Raw genomic sequence first — 14,876 nt, forward strand, 5'->3', positions numbered from 1 at the left:
CCATCACGCAGGGAGTTACGACCGTGGCAAGTGGCAACGCGATCCGGGGAAGCCGGGTCGGAGCGGGGCCGATGGGGGAGGCGGAGCGAGGCGAGTCCGCGCCGCGCCTCCGCATCTCCTTCTGGTGCTCGAACGGGCACGAGACGCAGCCGAGCTTCGCCCATGACGCGCAGGTACCGGAGACCTGGGACTGCCCGCGCTGCGGCTTCCCGGCCGGACAGGACCGGGACAGCCCGCCGGCCCCGCCGCGCACCGAGCCGTACAAGACGCACCTGGCGTACGTACGTGAGCGGCGCAGCGACGCGGACGGCGAGGCGATCCTCGCCGAAGCCCTCGCGAAGCTCCGCGGCGAGATCTGACGCCTCTCGTCCGGACCACGCGGTCCGTACACGAAGGACCCCTGACCCAGTTGTTCACCGGCCGGTCACCCCCTGGGTGCCCGGCCGGAAGCCTTGTTGCCCCAGGCAGCCCGCCGTTGCCCCGGGGCACCCTTCAGATCAATTAGGTTGGAGGGGCAGCGGGGAAGGTTGCAGTACGAGAAGAAGTGGGCGATTTCCGGGATGAACGCACAAGGCCGAACCAAGCTCAACCAGACGCCCGAGTGGGCGGCTCTCGGCAAGCACCGTGAGGAGTTCGGCGACACCCAACTGCGCCGGCTGTTCGCGGACGCGCCGGACCGCGGGACCGCGTACACCCTCCGGGTCGGCGACCTGCACATCGACTACTCGAAGAACCTGGTCACCGACGAGACGCTCCGTCTGCTCCGTGACCTCGCCGAGGCCACCGGGGTCGCCGGCCTGCGGGACGCGATGTTCCGCGGCGAGAAGATCAACACCACCGAGGACCGTGCCGTCCTGCACACCGCGCTGCGGGCCCCGCGCGGCGCCGTCGTCGAGGTCGACGGCGAGAACGTGGTCCCCGCCGTGCACGCCGTCCTGGACAGGATGGCGGCCTTCGCCGACCGGGTCAGGGCCGGAGAGTGGACCGGGCACACCGGCAAGCCGGTCAAGAACATCGTGAACATCGGCATCGGCGGTTCCGATCTCGGACCGGCCATGGCCTACGAGGTGCTGCGCTCCTTCACGGACCGCTCCCTCACTCTCCGCTTCGTGTCCAACGTCGACGGCGCCGACCTCCACGAGGCCGTCCGTGACCTGGACCCGGCCGAGACGCTGTTCATCGTGGCGTCCAAGACCTTCACCACGATCGAGACCATCACCAACGCCACGTCCGCCCGCGACTGGCTCCTCACCGGACTGAGGGCCGGTCAGGAGGCCGTCGCCAAGCACTTCGTGGCGCTCTCGACCAACGCCGGGAAGGTCGAGGACTTCGGCATCGACACGGCCAACATGTTCGAGTTCTGGGACTGGGTCGGCGGCCGCTACTCCTACGACTCGGCCATCGGCCTCTCGCTGATGATCGCCATCGGCCCCGAGCGCTTCCGCGAGATGCTGGACGGCTTCCACCTCGTCGACGAGCACTTCCGCACCGCCCCCGCCGAGGAGAACGCCCCGCTGCTCCTGGGCCTCCTGGGCGTCTGGTACGGCCAGTTCTTCGGCGCACAGTCCCACGCTGTGCTGCCCTACAGCCACTATCTCTCCAAGTTCACCGCGTACTTGCAGCAGCTGGACATGGAGTCCAACGGCAAGTCCGTGGACCGGGACGGCAATCCGGTCGAGTGGGAGACGGGACCGGTCGTCTGGGGCACCCCCGGCACCAACGGCCAGCACGCGTACTACCAGCTGATCCACCAGGGCACGAAGGTCATCCCGGCCGACTTCATCGGCTTCGCCACGCCGGTCCAGGACCTGCTGCCCGGTCTGATCGCCCAGCACGATCTGCTGATGGCCAACTTCTTCGCCCAGACCCAGGCCCTCGCCTTCGGCAAGACGCCCGACGAGGTCCGCGCGGAAGGCGTCGCGGAGGAGTTGGTGCCGCACAAGACGTTCCTCGGCAACCACCCGACGACCACGGTCCTCGCCGAGCGGCTCACCCCCTCGGTGCTCGGCCAGCTCGTCGCGCTGTACGAGCACAAGGTCTTCGTCCAAGGCGCAGTCTGGAACATCGACTCCTTCGACCAGTGGGGCGTCGAGCTGGGCAAGGTCCTCGCCAAGAAGATCGAGCCGGTCCTGACCGAGGGCACCGGGGGCGACCAGCTGGACAGCTCCACCGCCGCTCTCGTCTCGACGTACCGGTCCCTGCGGGGCCGCTGAGCGATGACCGCGGGGGAGGGGACGATACGGCTGCGGCCGCCGCGCCACGCGCCGGACCGCAGGGCGGCCGTCTGGTGGCGGGCCCGGTGCCTGCTGCTGACAGCGGCACCGGTGGCCGTCCTGGGCGTGCTGGGAGCGTTCATCGCTCCTGCGCGGTTCTGGCTGCTGACCGCGGCCGCCGCGCTCGGGGCCGTCGGCCTGCTCTGCAGCGTCCTCCTCCCCCTCTGGTGGTTCCGCACCCACCGCTGGGAGGTCACCGGGGACGCGGTCTACGTGAGCACCGGGGTCGTCCTCCGGGAGTGGCGGATCGCCCCGATGTCCCGCATCCAGACCGTCGACACCGTGCGCGGACCCCTCGAGCAGCTCTTCGGGCTGGCCACGGTCACCGTCACCACGGCGTCCGCCAAGGGGGCCCTGCGGATCGGGGGACTGGCCCACGGGACGGCCGCCGAACTCGCCGAGCGGCTGACCCGCATCACCCAGGACACCCCCGGGGACGCGACGTGAGCACCGCCGCCGGCGACGCCCCCGGCTGGCGGCGGCTGCACCCCCGCACGGTCCTGGTCACCGCGCTGGTCACGGCCGGAGTCGCGGCGGGCGGCGCCGTGCCGGTCGTGGTGGGCCTGTCCGGCCGCCTCGGATACGCGAGGGCGATCGGCTGGGTGCTGGCCGGAGCGGTCCTGCTGACCGGCTGCGCGGCGGTCGGCGACCACGTCCGGTGGCGGCGCACCCGCTACCGCGTCGGCGCGGAGCGCGTCGATCTCCACACCGGGCTCCTCCTGGTGAAGCGCCGCTCGCTTGCCCGCGACAGGATCCGCAGCGTCGACCTCACCGCGCACCTCCTGCTGCGCCTCCTCGGCCTGGTCACCGTCCGCATCGGCACCGGTGAGCAGACGGGCGGGGACTCCACCCTGGAGCTCGACCCCGTCTCCCGTGCGGAGGGGGAGCGGCTGCGCCGCGAGCTCCTCGACCGCGGAGCCGCGGCGACCCCCGGAAGGCACCGTGAGGGCGAACTGGCCACCCTCGACCCCCGCTGGATCCGCTACGCACCGGTCTCCTTCGTCACGCCCGCGCTGGGCGCGGCGGCGGCCGGCGGTGTGATGCAGATCAGCGAATGGGCGGGCGCGCAGGGAGAGGTGATCGACTGGGTCGCCGACCGCTTCCGGGAGACGCCTCTGGTGTGGGCGATCGCCGCCCTGGTCCTGGCCGCGCTGGTCTCCGGTGTCGTCGGAGCGCTCGGCCTCTGGATCGAGATGTGGTGGAACTACCGGCTGGAGCGCGAACCGGGCGGCACCCTGCGGGTCAGGCGCGGACTGCTGACCTCGCGCTCCCTCTCCGTCGAGGAACGGCGGCTGCGCGGCGTGGACCTGGTGGAGCCCCTGGGCGTACGGCTGCTGGGCGCCGCCCGGGTGGACGCGATCACGACGGGCCTCGCCACGGACGAGGAGTCCCAGGGCGCCGAGCACCACACGCTGCTGCCGGTCGCTCCCCGGCCGCTGGCCGACAGCATCGCCGCAGAGGTGCTCCGTGAGACCGTCACCCCGACCGGCGCGCCGCTGACGGCTCACCCTCCTGCCGCCCGGGGCCGGCGGCTGCGCCGCGCCCTCGTCGTGACCCTGGCGCCCGTCCTGGTCCAGGTCGTCCTGGGAATCCTGTTCACACCGGTGCTGCTGTGGACGGCGCTGGTCTGCGCGGCGCTCTCCGTGCCCGTCGCCGTCCTGCTGGCACTCGACGCGTACCGCTCGCTGGGGCACACGCTCAGCGGCCGCTACTTGGTGACCCGCTCCGGCAGCGTCCGGCGCTCCACGGCGGCCCTGCAGCGGGCGGGGGTCATCGGCTGGACGGTGCGGCAGTCCTTCTTCCAGCGGCGGGCCGGGCTGCTGAGCGTCACCGCCACGACGGCCGCCGGCGGAGGCGCGTACACGGCGCACGACACGGACGCCTCCGAGGGGCTCGCCTTCGCCGCGGAGGCGGTCCCGGGCCTGCTGGAGCCCTTTCTCGAGCGGGGCTGAGCCCGGTGCGTCAGCCGCGCGTCGTGTCGATGACGCAGAATCGGTTGCCCTCGGTGTCCGCCAGCACCACGAAGTCGGGATCCGGCGGATAAAGATGCCACTCCACCTGCCGCGCACCGAGCGCGGTCAGCCGTTCCACCTCGGCCTCCTGGTCGCCGGAGTACAGGTCCAGGTGGACCCGCGGCACCTCTTGGACGGGCGTGTCGCTCAGCCCCAAGGACAGCCCGACCCCGGGCCCGTCGGCCGGAACCAGGACCACCCAGTCCTCCTTGAGCGACTCGCGCTCGACGTAGTGCAGCGCGGCCTTCCAGAAAGCGGCCGCGCGCCGGACGTCCGACGCTCCCATCACCACGGTTCCGATACTCACCATGGCACCACCCTGGCACAGCGGAGACCCGGCCACGCCCAAGGAGGGCGGGCCGGGTCTCCGTGGTGATCCGGCTACGCCGACGCCGGCGGATACAGTGCACGCGGCAGTTTCGACGCCGCCGCGGCGTCCAGGAGCCAGAGCGTGCGGCTGCGGCCGTACGCCCCCGCCGCCGGGGCCTGGATCTCCCCGGCCCCGGACAGCGCGATCTCCGCGGCTACCGCCTTGTCCTCGCCCGCGGCCAGCAGCCACACCTCACGCGCCGCCCGGATGGCGGGCAGTGTGAGCGAGACGCGGGTGGGCGGCGGCTTGGGCGCACCGTGCACACCGACGACGGTGCGTTCGGTCTCCCGCACCGCGGCCAGCTCCGGGAAGAGCGACGCGACGTGGGTGTCAGGACCGACACCCAGCATCAGCACGTCGAACGTCGGTACGGACCCGTGGTCCTCCGGGCCCGCGGCAGCGGCGAGTTCCGCCGCGTACCCAGCGGCCGCGGAGTCCGCGTCGCCCCCGTACGGGCCGTCCGACGCGGGCATCGCGTGGACCCGGGAAGGGTCCAGCCGCACCGCGTCCAGCAGGGCCTCGCGGGCCTGCGTGACATTGCGTTCCGGGTCGCCCTCGGGCAGGAACCGCTCGTCGCCCCACCACAGGTCGAGCCGCGACCAGTCGATCGCGTCGCGTGCGGGTGAGGCGGCGAGCGCGGCCAGCAGGCCGTTGCCGTTGCGCCCGCCGGTGAGGACCACCGAGGCGGAACCGCGCGCGGCCTGGGCGTCCACGATCTTCGTGATCAGCCGGGCCGCCGCGGCCTGAGCCATCAGCTCCTTGTCACGGTGCACGACGAGCTGAGGTGCGCTCACTTCGACGCCGCCTTCTTGGCCGCCGCCTTCTTCGCGGCAGGGGCGGCGGACCCCGTGGGCCCCGGCCGCTTCTGCCCCGTACCGACCGACGACGCCTCGGCGGGGCCGCCGAGGCGTTCCACGCCGAACTTCACCGTGGCCTCGTAGATGTTGTCCGGGTCCAGACGGCGCAGCTCCTCCGCGAGGAGCTCGGCGGTCTCCCGCCGCTTCAGCGCGACCGCGCGGTCCGGCTGGCCGGCCATGGAGAGCGTCGCCAGCGAGCCGTCGGGGCGGTCCAGGACGATCACGCCGTTCTTGGTCTCCAGCCGTACGGCCGTCAGACCGGGACCACCGGACAGCGTGCGCTCCACGGGGACCCCGAGCCGGCCCGCGAGCCACATGGCCAGCAGTTCGCAGCTCGGGTTGTCGGACTCGCCCTCGACCGTCGCCGAGACGACCTGCGCGGGCTGCTGGTCGAGCGCCGCCGCCAGCATCGAGCGCCACGGTGTGATGCGCGTCCAGGCCAGGTCCGTGTCACCGGGCCGGTACGTCGCCGCGCGCACCGACAGCTCGTCGAGCGGGTGCTCGGCGGAGTAGGTGTCGGTGATGCGGCGCTGGGCGAGCGCGCCCAGAGGATCCCTGGCCGGGTCCGCCGGAGCGTCCTCGGGCCACCACACGACGACCGGGGCGTCCGGCAGCAGCAGCGGCAGGACGACCGACTGGGCGTGGTTGGCCAGCTCACCGTGGAGGCGCAGCACGACGGTCTCGCCGGAGCCCGCGTCGGAACCGACCCGGATCTCCGCGTCGAGCCGTGCGTCGCGCCGGGCGCGCGGCGACTTGCTGACCCGCTTGATCACCGCGATGATCCGCGACGGGTGCTCGCGGGACGAGTCGCTCGCCGCCCGGAGCGCGTCGTAGGCGTTCTCCTCGTCGGTGACGATGACGAGAGTGAGCACCATGCCGATGGCCGGCGTGCCGATGGAACGGCGCGCCGAGACCAGAGCCTGGTTGATCTTGCTGGACGTGGTTTCCGTGAGATCGATCTTCATGGCCGGCGCCAGCTCCGTCCGTCGCGTGCGAGCATCTCGTCGGCCTCGGCCGGGCCCCATGTACCGGCCTGGTACTGGGCGGGCTTGCCGTGCTTGTCCCAGTACTCCTCGATCGGGTCGAGGATGTTCCAGGAGAGCTCGACCTCCTGGTGGCGCGGGAAGAGGTTGGCGTCGCCGAGCAGGACGTCGAGGATGAGCCGCTCGTACGCCTCCGGGCTGGACTCCGTGAAGGACTCGCCGTAGGCGAAGTCCATCGTGACGTCCCGTACCTCCATGGAGGTGCCGGGCACCTTGGAGCCGAACCGGACCGTGACCCCCTCGTCCGGCTGCACCCGGATGACCAGGGCGTTGCCGCCGAGTTCCTCCGTCGCACCGGACTCGAAGGGCAGGTAGGGGGCGCGCTTGAAGACCACCGCGATCTCCGTGACCCGGCGGCCGAGACGCTTGCCGGTACGGAGGTAGAACGGCACGCCCGCCCAGCGGCGGTTGTTGATCGTCAGCTTGATCGCGGCGAAGGTGTCGGTCTTCGACTTGGGGTCGATACCGTCCTCCTCCAGATAGCCGAGCGCTTCCTCGCCGCCCTGCCAGGCGTGCGCGTACTGTCCGCGCACGGTGTGCCTGCCCAGGTCCTCGGGCAGCTCCACCGCGGTGAGCACCTTCAGCTTCTCGGCGACCAGGGCCTTGGGGTGGAAGGAGCCGGGCTCCTCCATCGCCGTCAGCGCCAGCAGCTGGAGCAGGTGGTTCTGGATGACGTCACGGGCGGCACCGATGCCGTCGTAGTAGCCGGCACGGCCGCCGATGCCGATGTCCTCGGCCATCGTGATCTGGACGTGGTCGACGTACGACCTGTTCCAGATCGGCTCCCACATCGTGTTGGCGAAGCGGAGGGCCAGGATGTTCTGGACCGTCTCCTTGCCGAGGTAGTGGTCGATGCGGAAGACCTCGTTCGGCGGGAAGACGTCGTGCACGAGCTGGTTCAGCGCCTGCGCGCTCTCCAGGTCGTGACCGAACGGCTTCTCGATGACGGCGCGTCGCCAGCTGCCTTCCTTCTGGTCGGCCAGCCCGTGCTTCTTGAGCTGCTCGACGACCTTGGGGAAGAACTTCGGCGGCACGGAGAGGTAGAAGGCGAAGTTGCCGCCCGTCCCCTGCGCCTTGTCGAGCTCCTCGATCGTGCCCTTGAGGGTCTCGAACGCGGCGTCGTCGTCGAAGGTGCCCTGGACGAACCGCATGCCCTGGCTGAGCTGCTGCCAGACCTCTTCGCGGAACGGGGTGCGGGAGTGCTCTTTGACGGCGTCGTGGACGACCTGGGCGAAGTCCTCGTCCTCCCAGTCGCGGCGCGCGAAGCCGATGAGCGAGAAGCCCGGCGGCAGCAGGCCGCGATTGGCCAGGTCGTAGACGGCGGGCATCAGCTTTTTACGGGACAAATCGCCCGTGACGCCAAAGATCACCAGGCCCGACGGCCCCGCGATGCGCGGGAGCCGTCGGTCCTGTGCGTCACGGAGCGGGTTGGCTCCGGGAACACCAGACAAGGTGGTCAGCCCTCCGAAGGAGCGAGGCGCTTGAGCTCCGCCTCGGTGGAGTTGAGCAGGTCGATCCAGGCGGCTTCGAACTTCTCGACGCCCTCGTCCTCCAGGAGCTGGACGACGTCGTCGTAGCTGACCCCGAGGTTCTTGATCGCTTCGAGGTCGGCACGAGCCTGGTCGTAACGTCCGGCGACGGTGTTGCCGGTGATCTCACCATGATCGGCCACGGCGTCCAGCGTCGCCTCCGGCATGGTGTTGACCGTGTTGGGGGCGACGAGGTCGTCGACGTACAGGGTGTCCTTGAGGGACGGGTCCTTCACGCCGGTCGAGGCCCACAGCGGGCGCTGCTTGTTGGCCTGCGCCTTGTCCAGGGCGGCCCAGCGGTCGCCGCCGAACACCTCCTCGTAGGCCTCGTAGGCCAGACGGGCGTTGGCGAGGGCGGACTTGCCCTTCGCGGCCTTCGCCTCGTCGCTGCCGACCGCGTCCAGGCGCTTGTCGATCTCGGTGTCCACACGGGACACGAAGAAGGACGCCACGGAGTGGATCTTGGAGAGGTCCAGGCCCGCGGCCTTCGCCTTCTCCAGGCCTGCCAGGTAGGCGTCCATGACCTCGCGGTAGCGCTCCAGCGAGAAGATCAGCGTGACGTTGACGCTGATGCCCTTGCCGATGACCTCGGTGATCGCCGGCAGACCGGCCTTGGTCGCCGGGATCTTGATGAGCGTGTTCGGCCGGTCCACCAGCCAGGCCAGCTGCTTGGCCTCGGCGACGGTGGCGTCGGTCCTGTGGGCCAGGCGCGGGTCGACCTCGATGGAGACCCGGCCGTCCTGGCCGCCCGTGGCGTCGAAGACCGGACGCAGGATGTCGGCGGCGTCGCGGACGTCGGCCGTCGTGATCATGCGGAGGGCCTCTTCGACCGTGACCTTGCGGGTGGCGAGGTCCGTGAGCTGCTGGTCGTAACCGTGGCCCTGGGAGATCGCCTTCTGGAAGATCGACGGGTTGGTCGTGACACCCACGACGTGGCTCTGGTCGATCAGCTCGGCGAGGTTGCCGGAGGTGATCCGCGTGCGGGACAGATCGTCGAGCCAGATCGCCACGCCCTCGTCGGAGAGGCGCTTGAGTGCGTCTGTCATGAGAATTGCATCTCCTACTAGTCGTGTAACCGCGTCAGCGCGCAGCGGAGGCGAGAGATTCCCGGGCGGCTTCCGCCACGTGCGCGGCGGTGAAGCCGAACTCGCGGAAGAGGACCTTGGCGTCGGCCGACGCACCGAAGTGCTCCAGCGAGACGATCCGGCCGGCGTCGCCCACGTACCGGTGCCACGTGAGTCCGATGCCCGCCTCGACGGCGACCCGGGCCTTCACGGACGGCGGCAGCACGCTGTCCTTGTACGCCTGGTCCTGCTCCTCGAACCACTCGACACACGGCATCGAGACCACCCGGGTCGGCACACCGGCCGCCTGGAGCTCGTCGCGGGCCTCGACGGCCAGCTGGACCTCGGAGCCCGTGGCGATCAGAACGGCCTGCGCCTCGCCGCCCTCGGCGTCGAAGAGGACGTAACCGCCCTTGGCCGCGCTCTCGTTCGCCGGGTAGGTGGGTACGCCCTGGCGGGTCAGCGCCAGACCGTGCGGGGCGCCCTTGCCGAACACCTTGGTGTAACGGCGCAGGATCTCGCGCCAGGCGATGACCGTCTCGTTGGCGTCGGCCGGGCGCACGACGTTCAGGCCCGGGATGGCGCGCAGCGAGGCGATGTGCTCGACCGGCTGGTGGGTCGGGCCGTCCTCGCCGAGACCGATCGAGTCGTGCGTCCACACGTAGGTGACCGGGAGGTGCATCAGCGCGGAGAGGCGCACGGCGTTGCGCATGTAGTCGGAGAACACCAGGAAGGTGCCGCCGTAGATGCGGGTGTTGCCGTGGAGCGCGATGCCGTTCATGGCCGCGGCCATGGAGTGCTCGCGGATGCCGAAGTGGATCGTCCGGCCGTACGGGTCGGCCTCGGGCAGCGGGTTGCCCGCCGGGAGGAACGACGACGTCTTGTCGATCGTGGTGTTGTTCGAGCCGGCGAGGTCGGCGGAGCCGCCCCACAGCTCGGGGATGACACCGCCGAGCGCCTGCAGGACCTTGCCGGAGGCGGCACGCGTGGCGACGCCGTGGCCCGCCTCGAAGACGGGGAGTTCGTCCTCCCAGCCGGCCGGCAGCTCACCCGCGGCGATCCGGTCGAACTCCGCGGCGCGCTCCGGGTTGGCGGTGCGCCAGGCGGCGAACGTCTTCTCCCACTCGGCCTTGGCCTCACGGCCCCGGTCCAGCGCCTCACGGGTGTGCCCGATGACCTCGTCGGAGACCTCGAAGGTCTTCTCCGGGTCGAAGCCGAGCACGCGCTTGGTGGCCGCGATCTCGTCGTCGCCGAGCGCCGAGCCGTGCGCGGCCTCGGTGTTCTGGGCGTTCGGGGCGGGCCAGGCGATGATCGAGCGGGCCGCGATGAAGGACGGACGCTCCGTCTCGGCCTTGGCGGCCAGGAGCGCGAGGTGCAGGCCCTCGGGGTCCAGGTCGCCGCTGGGCAGCTGGTCCACGCGCTGGACGTGCCATCCGTAGGACTCGTAGCGCTTCAGGGTGTCCTCGGAGACCGCGGTCTCCGTGTCGCCCTCGATCGAGATGTGGTTGTCGTCCCACAGCAGCACCAGGTTGCCGAGCTTCTGGTGGCCGGCCAGCGAGGACGCCTCGGCCGAGATGCCCTCCTGGAGGCAGCCGTCACCGGCGACGACCCAGACCATGTGGTCGAACGGGGAGGTGCCGGGGGCCGCCTGCGGGTCGAAGAGACCGCGCTCGTAGCGGGCGGCCATCGCCATGCCCACGGCGTTGGCGACGCCCTGGCCCAGCGGGCCGGTCGTCGTCTCGACACCCGTGGTGTGGCCGTACTCCGGGTGGCCCGGCGTCTTGGAGCCCCAGGTGCGGAATGCCTTGAGGTCGTCCAGCTCCAGGCCGTATCCGGCGAGGTAGAGCTGGATGTACAGCGTCAGGCTGGAGTGGCCCGCGGACAGTACGAACCGGTCGCGTCCGGTCCACTCCGCGTCCGCCGGGTCGTGACGCATCACCTTCTGGAAGAGGGTGTACGCGGCAGGAGCGAGGCTCATCGCCGTGCCCGGGTGGCCGTTTCCGACTTTCTGTACGGCATCCGCAGCGAGGACGCGGACGGTGTCCACGGCCCGCTGGTCCAATTCGGTCCACTGGAAGTCTGTGGTGGTCGGCTTGGTGCTCACCCTGAGTCAGGGCTCCTCTCCACTGTTCGTAAACCGGTGGCTGTTACCGCACCGGGCATTGTCGAGCCTACCCCCGTCACAAGGCCGTACTTCTGCCCTTTCCACAGTGCGGGCGACCTGCGGAGTTCGCCTCCCGTATGAGCGCTCCCGTTCACTTCTGCGCCACCCCAACACGACCCCACCCCCGCGAAGAGCGGCGTATGCCCAACGTCTACAGTGGTCTGGTTCGCGCAAGTCTTTACCGGGCCTTCATGCCCGGAGCTTGCTGGGATTTCTCTGTCAGGGGTGTGCGTGACGGCCGTCGAGTCCCGACCCGCAGGGGTCGCCTTGACTCCGAGCCCAGTGGGCCATCGCCCGTTCGGGGCCCGCATCAAGGCATTCGTGGCTCTTACCAAGCCGCGCATCATCGAGCTGCTGCTGATCACCACCGTTCCGGTGATGTTCCTCGCCGCTCAGGGCGTGCCCGATCTTTGGCTCGTAGTGACCACCACCATCGGCGGATATCTCTCCGCGGGCGGTGCCAATGCGCTCAACATGTATATCGACCGCGACATCGACGCGCTGATGGACCGTACGTCCCAGCGTCCGCTGGTCACGGGCATGGTGAGCCCCCGTGAGTGCCTGGCCTTCGGAATCGCCCTCGGGGTGATTTCCACGGTCTGGTTCGGACTGCTCGTCAACTGGCTCTCCGCGGCCCTCGCGCTGGGCGCACTCCTGTTCTATGTCGTCGTCTACACGATGCTGCTCAAGCGCCGTACCTCGCAGAACATCGTCTGGGGCGGAATCGCCGGGTGCATGCCCGTACTCATCGGCTGGTCCGCAGTGACCAATTCGATGAGCTGGGCCGCGGTCATTCTTTTCGCCGTGATCTTCTTCTGGACGCCGCCGCACTACTGGCCGCTGTCGATGAAGGTCAAGGAGGACTACGCCCGGGTCGGTGTCCCGATGCTCCCGGTGGTCGCCTCCAACCGGGTGGTGGCCCGCCAGATCGTCGTCTACAGCTGGGTGATGGTCGGTGTCTCGCTGCTGCTGACCCCGCTGGGCTACACCGGCTGGTTCTACACGGCCGTGGCCCTGCTGACCGGAGGCTTCTGGCTCTGGGAGGCCCACGGCCTGCAGAACAGGGCGAAGTCGGGCGTGACGGGCGCCAAGCTCAAGGAGATGCGGCTGTTCCACTGGTCCATCACCTATGTCTCCCTCCTCTTCGTCGCCGTCGCGGTGGACCCCTTCCTGAGGTAGTCCCGCACGCACCGATGCTCCGCCGACGGGCGGGGGACGTGGCCGATGCCACGCCCCCCGCCCGTCGCCAGTCGATCTACCCGTCGGTAGCATCCTGTCCATGGCAGAGACGGCAGAGACCCAGCAGGTGGACGGCAAGCAGGCGGCGCGCGCGGAGCGCAGGGCGGCCCGGCTCGCCAAGCAGATCGGTGCCTTCTCCAAGGCGCACGGCGGTGCCGAGGGGCAGCTCGCCCACATCGGCCAGGCCGGCACCCGCATCGTCCTCGTCGGCGAGGACGGAGGCTGGGGCGACCTGGTGGCCCCGTCGTACGCGATCGCCGAGAGCGCAGCGGCGAAGTCCGGGATCACGATGCACGAGGACTTCGACGGCGAGTTCGCCGCGAAGGTCCGCACCGGCCCCTACGAGTGGTCCCGGATGGCGGGCATCCAGCTGGGCGGCCCGTCCAACGGCAAGGGCTGAGCCCTCCCGTACCGGCGGACGAGGCGCCCCGTGGCCCGGGGCGCCTCTTCGGCGTGCCCCGGGGCCGTGCGCACCGGGGACGCACGGGCGTCGCCCACCCCGCGGGTCCTCGTCCACGGCGGGCATGCCACGCTGCCGAGGGCGGGCCGGCCGTGGCTCCGCGGCGTGGCCGCCGGGGGACCGGACGCCACGCGCGTCCCGGACGGCGGCCAGGTCAGCCGACCGCGCCTCACCGCCGTCCCGGAGGGTACGGCGCTGACCGCCGTACGGAAAGCAGGAGAAGGGAGACCCACGTGGAGTTGCTGACCGGGCTGCGCGCCCACCGGATCGTCGCCATCGTGCGCGGCGACGACGCGGACGCCACGCTCAGGACCGTCGTCACCCTGGCCGAGGAGGGCATCGCGCTCATCGAGGTCTCCCTCAGCGGAAAGGACGCGCTCGGCGTCATCCGCCGGGCCCGTGCCGCCCTGGGCCCCGCCGCGGTGCTCGGCGCCGGTACCGTGCTGACGGCCGAGGACGCGAGGGCCGTGCGCGACGCGGGGGCGGACTTCGTCGTCACCCCGGCCGTCTGCGAGGGCGTCACCGAATCCGTGCGCCTGGGGCTGCCCGTGCTGGCCGGAGTCATGACCCCGACCGACATCGTCGCCGCCCAGCGGCTCGGCGCGGACGGCTGCAAGATCTTCCCCGCGGCGCAGGCCGGTGGACCCGGCTACCTCAAGGCCCTGCGCGGTCCCTTCCCCGACGCACCGTTCGTGCCGGTGGGGGGAGTGGACGCCGGGCTCGCCCGTGAGTATCTCGCCCAGGGCGCCACCGCGGTCGGCGTGGGCTCTCCGCTGACCGGCGACGCCACCGACGGCGGAGACCTCGACGCCCTGCGTCGGCGCGCCCGGGCGTTCCTCGACGCCGTACGCACGTCCCCGGACGCCGGGCGATGAGCGCTGCCGCACCGCTCGTGCGGGCCCCGGTCGCCTGCATCGGCGAGACCATGGCCGCGCTCGTCCCGGATCCGGCGGCTCCCCTGGAGGGCGCCGGACAGCTCGGCGTGCGCATCGCCGGCGCCGAGTCCAACGTGGCGGTGTACCTCGCCGACCACGGGGTGTCCGCCCGCTGGGTCTCGGCCCTCGGCGACGACCCGTTCGGACGCAGGATCCGCGGCGAGGTCGCCGCGGCCGGTGTCGACGTCAGCGGGGTGCTCACCGACCCGCACCGCCCCACCGGACTCCTCGTCAAGGACCCCGGGCCCCAGGGGACCCGGGTCCACTACTACCGTCGCGGCTCCGCCGCCTCGGCCCTGGCCGCGGACGTGCTGGAGCAGGAGGCGGTGCGCACCGCCGGGCTCGTCCACCTCACCGGCGTCACCCCGGCGCTCTCAGCGAGCTGCCGCGACCTCCTCGGCACCCTGATGGAGCCGCCGCCGGTCGAACGGCCCCGGCCGGTCAGTTTCGACGTCAACCACCGTGCCGCGCTCTGGTCGGCCGGGACGGCGCCGCGCGTCCTGCTCGCTCTCGCCGGCCGGGCGGACATCGTCTTCGTCGGCCTGGACGAGGCACAGGACCTGTGGGGCGAGGAGCTGAAGGACGCCGCGGACGTACGGGAACTGCTGCCCGGGCCCCGTGTCCTGGTCGTCAAGGACGGCGGAACGGATGCCACCGCCTTCGACCCGACCGGGGTGCACAGGGTGGCCGCGCGCAGGGTCGACGTGGTCGAGCCGGTGGGCGCGGGCGACGCCTTCGCCGCGGGGTTCCTCGCCGGGCTGCTGCGCGGCGAGGACTCCGTACGCGCGCTGCGGCTGGGACACCTCACCGCGGGGGCCGCGCTCCGGGTCACCGGGGACCACGGCCCGCTGCCGTCGCCCGGACGGATCGCCGAGCTGTTGGACGCGGCGCCGGAGGTCTGGTCGCAGGACGGCTGACCAGGGCCCCGGC

General features: G+C 71.3%; 14 protein-coding genes. 8 read left to right on the forward strand and 6 right to left on the reverse strand.

Going from position 1 to position 14,876, the window contains the following annotated elements; translation table 11 throughout:
• The first annotated feature begins 23 nt into the window (after positions 1-23).
• From B9S57_RS04790 to B9S57_RS04805, 4 genes are all read left to right on the forward strand, one after another.
• Positions 24-359 carry an RNA polymerase-binding protein RbpA gene (locus tag B9S57_RS04790; RefSeq protein WP_078598194.1) on the forward strand — a complete coding sequence of 112 codons (336 nt, stop codon included), beginning with the start codon at positions 24-26 and terminating at the stop codon, positions 357-359.
• A 201-nt stretch (positions 360-560) separates the two neighbouring features.
• Positions 561-2,213, forward strand: coding sequence for a glucose-6-phosphate isomerase (gene pgi, locus B9S57_RS04795; protein ID WP_103514261.1), 1,653 nt, complete (start codon positions 561-563; stop codon positions 2,211-2,213).
• 3 nt (positions 2,214-2,216) lie between these two features.
• Positions 2,217-2,720 (forward strand): PH domain-containing protein, encoded by a 504-nt coding sequence (locus tag B9S57_RS04800; protein WP_103514262.1) that lies wholly within the window; start codon positions 2,217-2,219, stop codon positions 2,718-2,720.
• Positions 2,717-4,225 carry a PH domain-containing protein gene (locus tag B9S57_RS04805; protein WP_103514263.1) on the forward strand — a complete coding sequence of 503 codons (1,509 nt, stop codon included), beginning with the start codon at positions 2,717-2,719 and terminating at the stop codon, positions 4,223-4,225. Before B9S57_RS04800 ends, B9S57_RS04805 begins: the two co-directional genes overlap by 4 nt.
• A 10-nt stretch (positions 4,226-4,235) precedes the next feature.
• Here the strand turns inward: B9S57_RS04805 and B9S57_RS04810 are convergent, their stop codons facing one another.
• The 6 genes from B9S57_RS04810 to tkt all read right to left on the reverse strand — a co-directional run bounded on the left by B9S57_RS04810 (position 4,236) and on the right by tkt (position 11,252).
• A complete protein-coding gene (locus tag B9S57_RS04810; RefSeq protein ID WP_103514264.1) occupies positions 4,236-4,595 on the reverse strand; it encodes a VOC family protein in 360 nt (119 codons plus the stop codon).
• Between the two features lie 71 nt (positions 4,596-4,666).
• Complete coding sequence (gene pgl / locus B9S57_RS04815; RefSeq protein ID WP_103514265.1) at positions 4,667-5,449, reverse strand: 6-phosphogluconolactonase; 783 nt, start codon at positions 5,447-5,449, stop codon at positions 4,667-4,669.
• Complete coding sequence (gene opcA / locus B9S57_RS04820) at positions 5,446-6,477, reverse strand: glucose-6-phosphate dehydrogenase assembly protein OpcA (RefSeq protein ID WP_103514266.1); 1,032 nt, start codon at positions 6,475-6,477, stop codon at positions 5,446-5,448. Before opcA ends, pgl begins: the two co-directional genes overlap by 4 nt.
• Positions 6,474-8,006, reverse strand: a complete 1,533-nt coding sequence (gene zwf, locus B9S57_RS04825; RefSeq protein ID WP_103514267.1) for a glucose-6-phosphate dehydrogenase — start codon at positions 8,004-8,006, stop codon at positions 6,474-6,476. Before zwf ends, opcA begins: the two co-directional genes overlap by 4 nt.
• Before the next feature lie 5 nt (positions 8,007-8,011).
• Positions 8,012-9,130, reverse strand: a complete 1,119-nt coding sequence (gene tal / locus B9S57_RS04830; RefSeq protein ID WP_103514268.1) for a transaldolase — start codon at positions 9,128-9,130, stop codon at positions 8,012-8,014.
• A 34-nt stretch (positions 9,131-9,164) separates the two neighbouring features.
• Complete coding sequence (gene tkt, locus B9S57_RS04835) at positions 9,165-11,252, reverse strand: transketolase (protein ID WP_103514269.1); 2,088 nt, start codon at positions 11,250-11,252, stop codon at positions 9,165-9,167.
• Positions 11,253-11,537: 285 nt separating this feature from the next.
• Between tkt and B9S57_RS04840 the strand changes: the two genes are divergently transcribed.
• The 4 genes from B9S57_RS04840 to B9S57_RS04855 all read left to right on the forward strand — a co-directional run bounded on the left by B9S57_RS04840 (position 11,538) and on the right by B9S57_RS04855 (position 14,863).
• Positions 11,538-12,491: a heme o synthase gene (locus tag B9S57_RS04840; protein WP_181011233.1), complete on the forward strand. Its 954-nt coding sequence runs from the start codon at positions 11,538-11,540 to the stop codon at positions 12,489-12,491.
• 100 nt (positions 12,492-12,591) lie between these two features.
• The gene (locus tag B9S57_RS04845; RefSeq protein ID WP_103514270.1) at positions 12,592-12,951 is read left to right on the forward strand and encodes a hypothetical protein; all 360 of its coding nucleotides are present in this window, start codon (positions 12,592-12,594) and stop codon (positions 12,949-12,951) included.
• Between the two features lie 293 nt (positions 12,952-13,244).
• Positions 13,245-13,886 carry a bifunctional 4-hydroxy-2-oxoglutarate aldolase/2-dehydro-3-deoxy-phosphogluconate aldolase gene (locus B9S57_RS04850; RefSeq protein WP_103514271.1) on the forward strand — a complete coding sequence of 214 codons (642 nt, stop codon included), beginning with the start codon at positions 13,245-13,247 and terminating at the stop codon, positions 13,884-13,886.
• On the forward strand, positions 13,883-14,863 hold the full coding sequence (locus B9S57_RS04855) for a sugar kinase (RefSeq protein ID WP_103514272.1): 981 nt from the start codon (positions 13,883-13,885) through the stop codon (positions 14,861-14,863). The genes B9S57_RS04850 and B9S57_RS04855 overlap by 4 nt, the downstream gene beginning before the upstream one ends.
• The last annotated feature ends 13 nt before the right edge of the window (positions 14,864-14,876 follow it).

Source organism: Streptomyces sp. SM10, assembly GCF_002910915.1.
Lineage (GTDB): Bacteria > Actinomycetota > Actinomycetes > Streptomycetales > Streptomycetaceae > Streptomyces.

Coding starts and splice junctions, on each gene's coding strand:
- pgi (WP_103514261.1), top strand. CDS start 561: ATGAACGCACAAGGCCGAACCAAGCTCAACCAGACGCCCGAGTGGGCG.
- opcA (WP_103514266.1), bottom strand. CDS start 6,477: ATGAAGATCGATCTCACGGAAACCACGTCCAGCAAGATCAACCAGGCT.
- tal (WP_103514268.1), bottom strand. CDS start 9,130: ATGACAGACGCACTCAAGCGCCTCTCCGACGAGGGCGTGGCGATCTGG.
- B9S57_RS04855 (WP_103514272.1), top strand. CDS start 13,883: ATGAGCGCTGCCGCACCGCTCGTGCGGGCCCCGGTCGCCTGCATCGGC.
- B9S57_RS04810 (WP_103514264.1), bottom strand. CDS start 4,595: ATGGTGAGTATCGGAACCGTGGTGATGGGAGCGTCGGACGTCCGGCGC.
- B9S57_RS04800 (WP_103514262.1), top strand. CDS start 2,217: ATGACCGCGGGGGAGGGGACGATACGGCTGCGGCCGCCGCGCCACGCG.
- B9S57_RS04845 (WP_103514270.1), top strand. CDS start 12,592: ATGGCAGAGACGGCAGAGACCCAGCAGGTGGACGGCAAGCAGGCGGCG.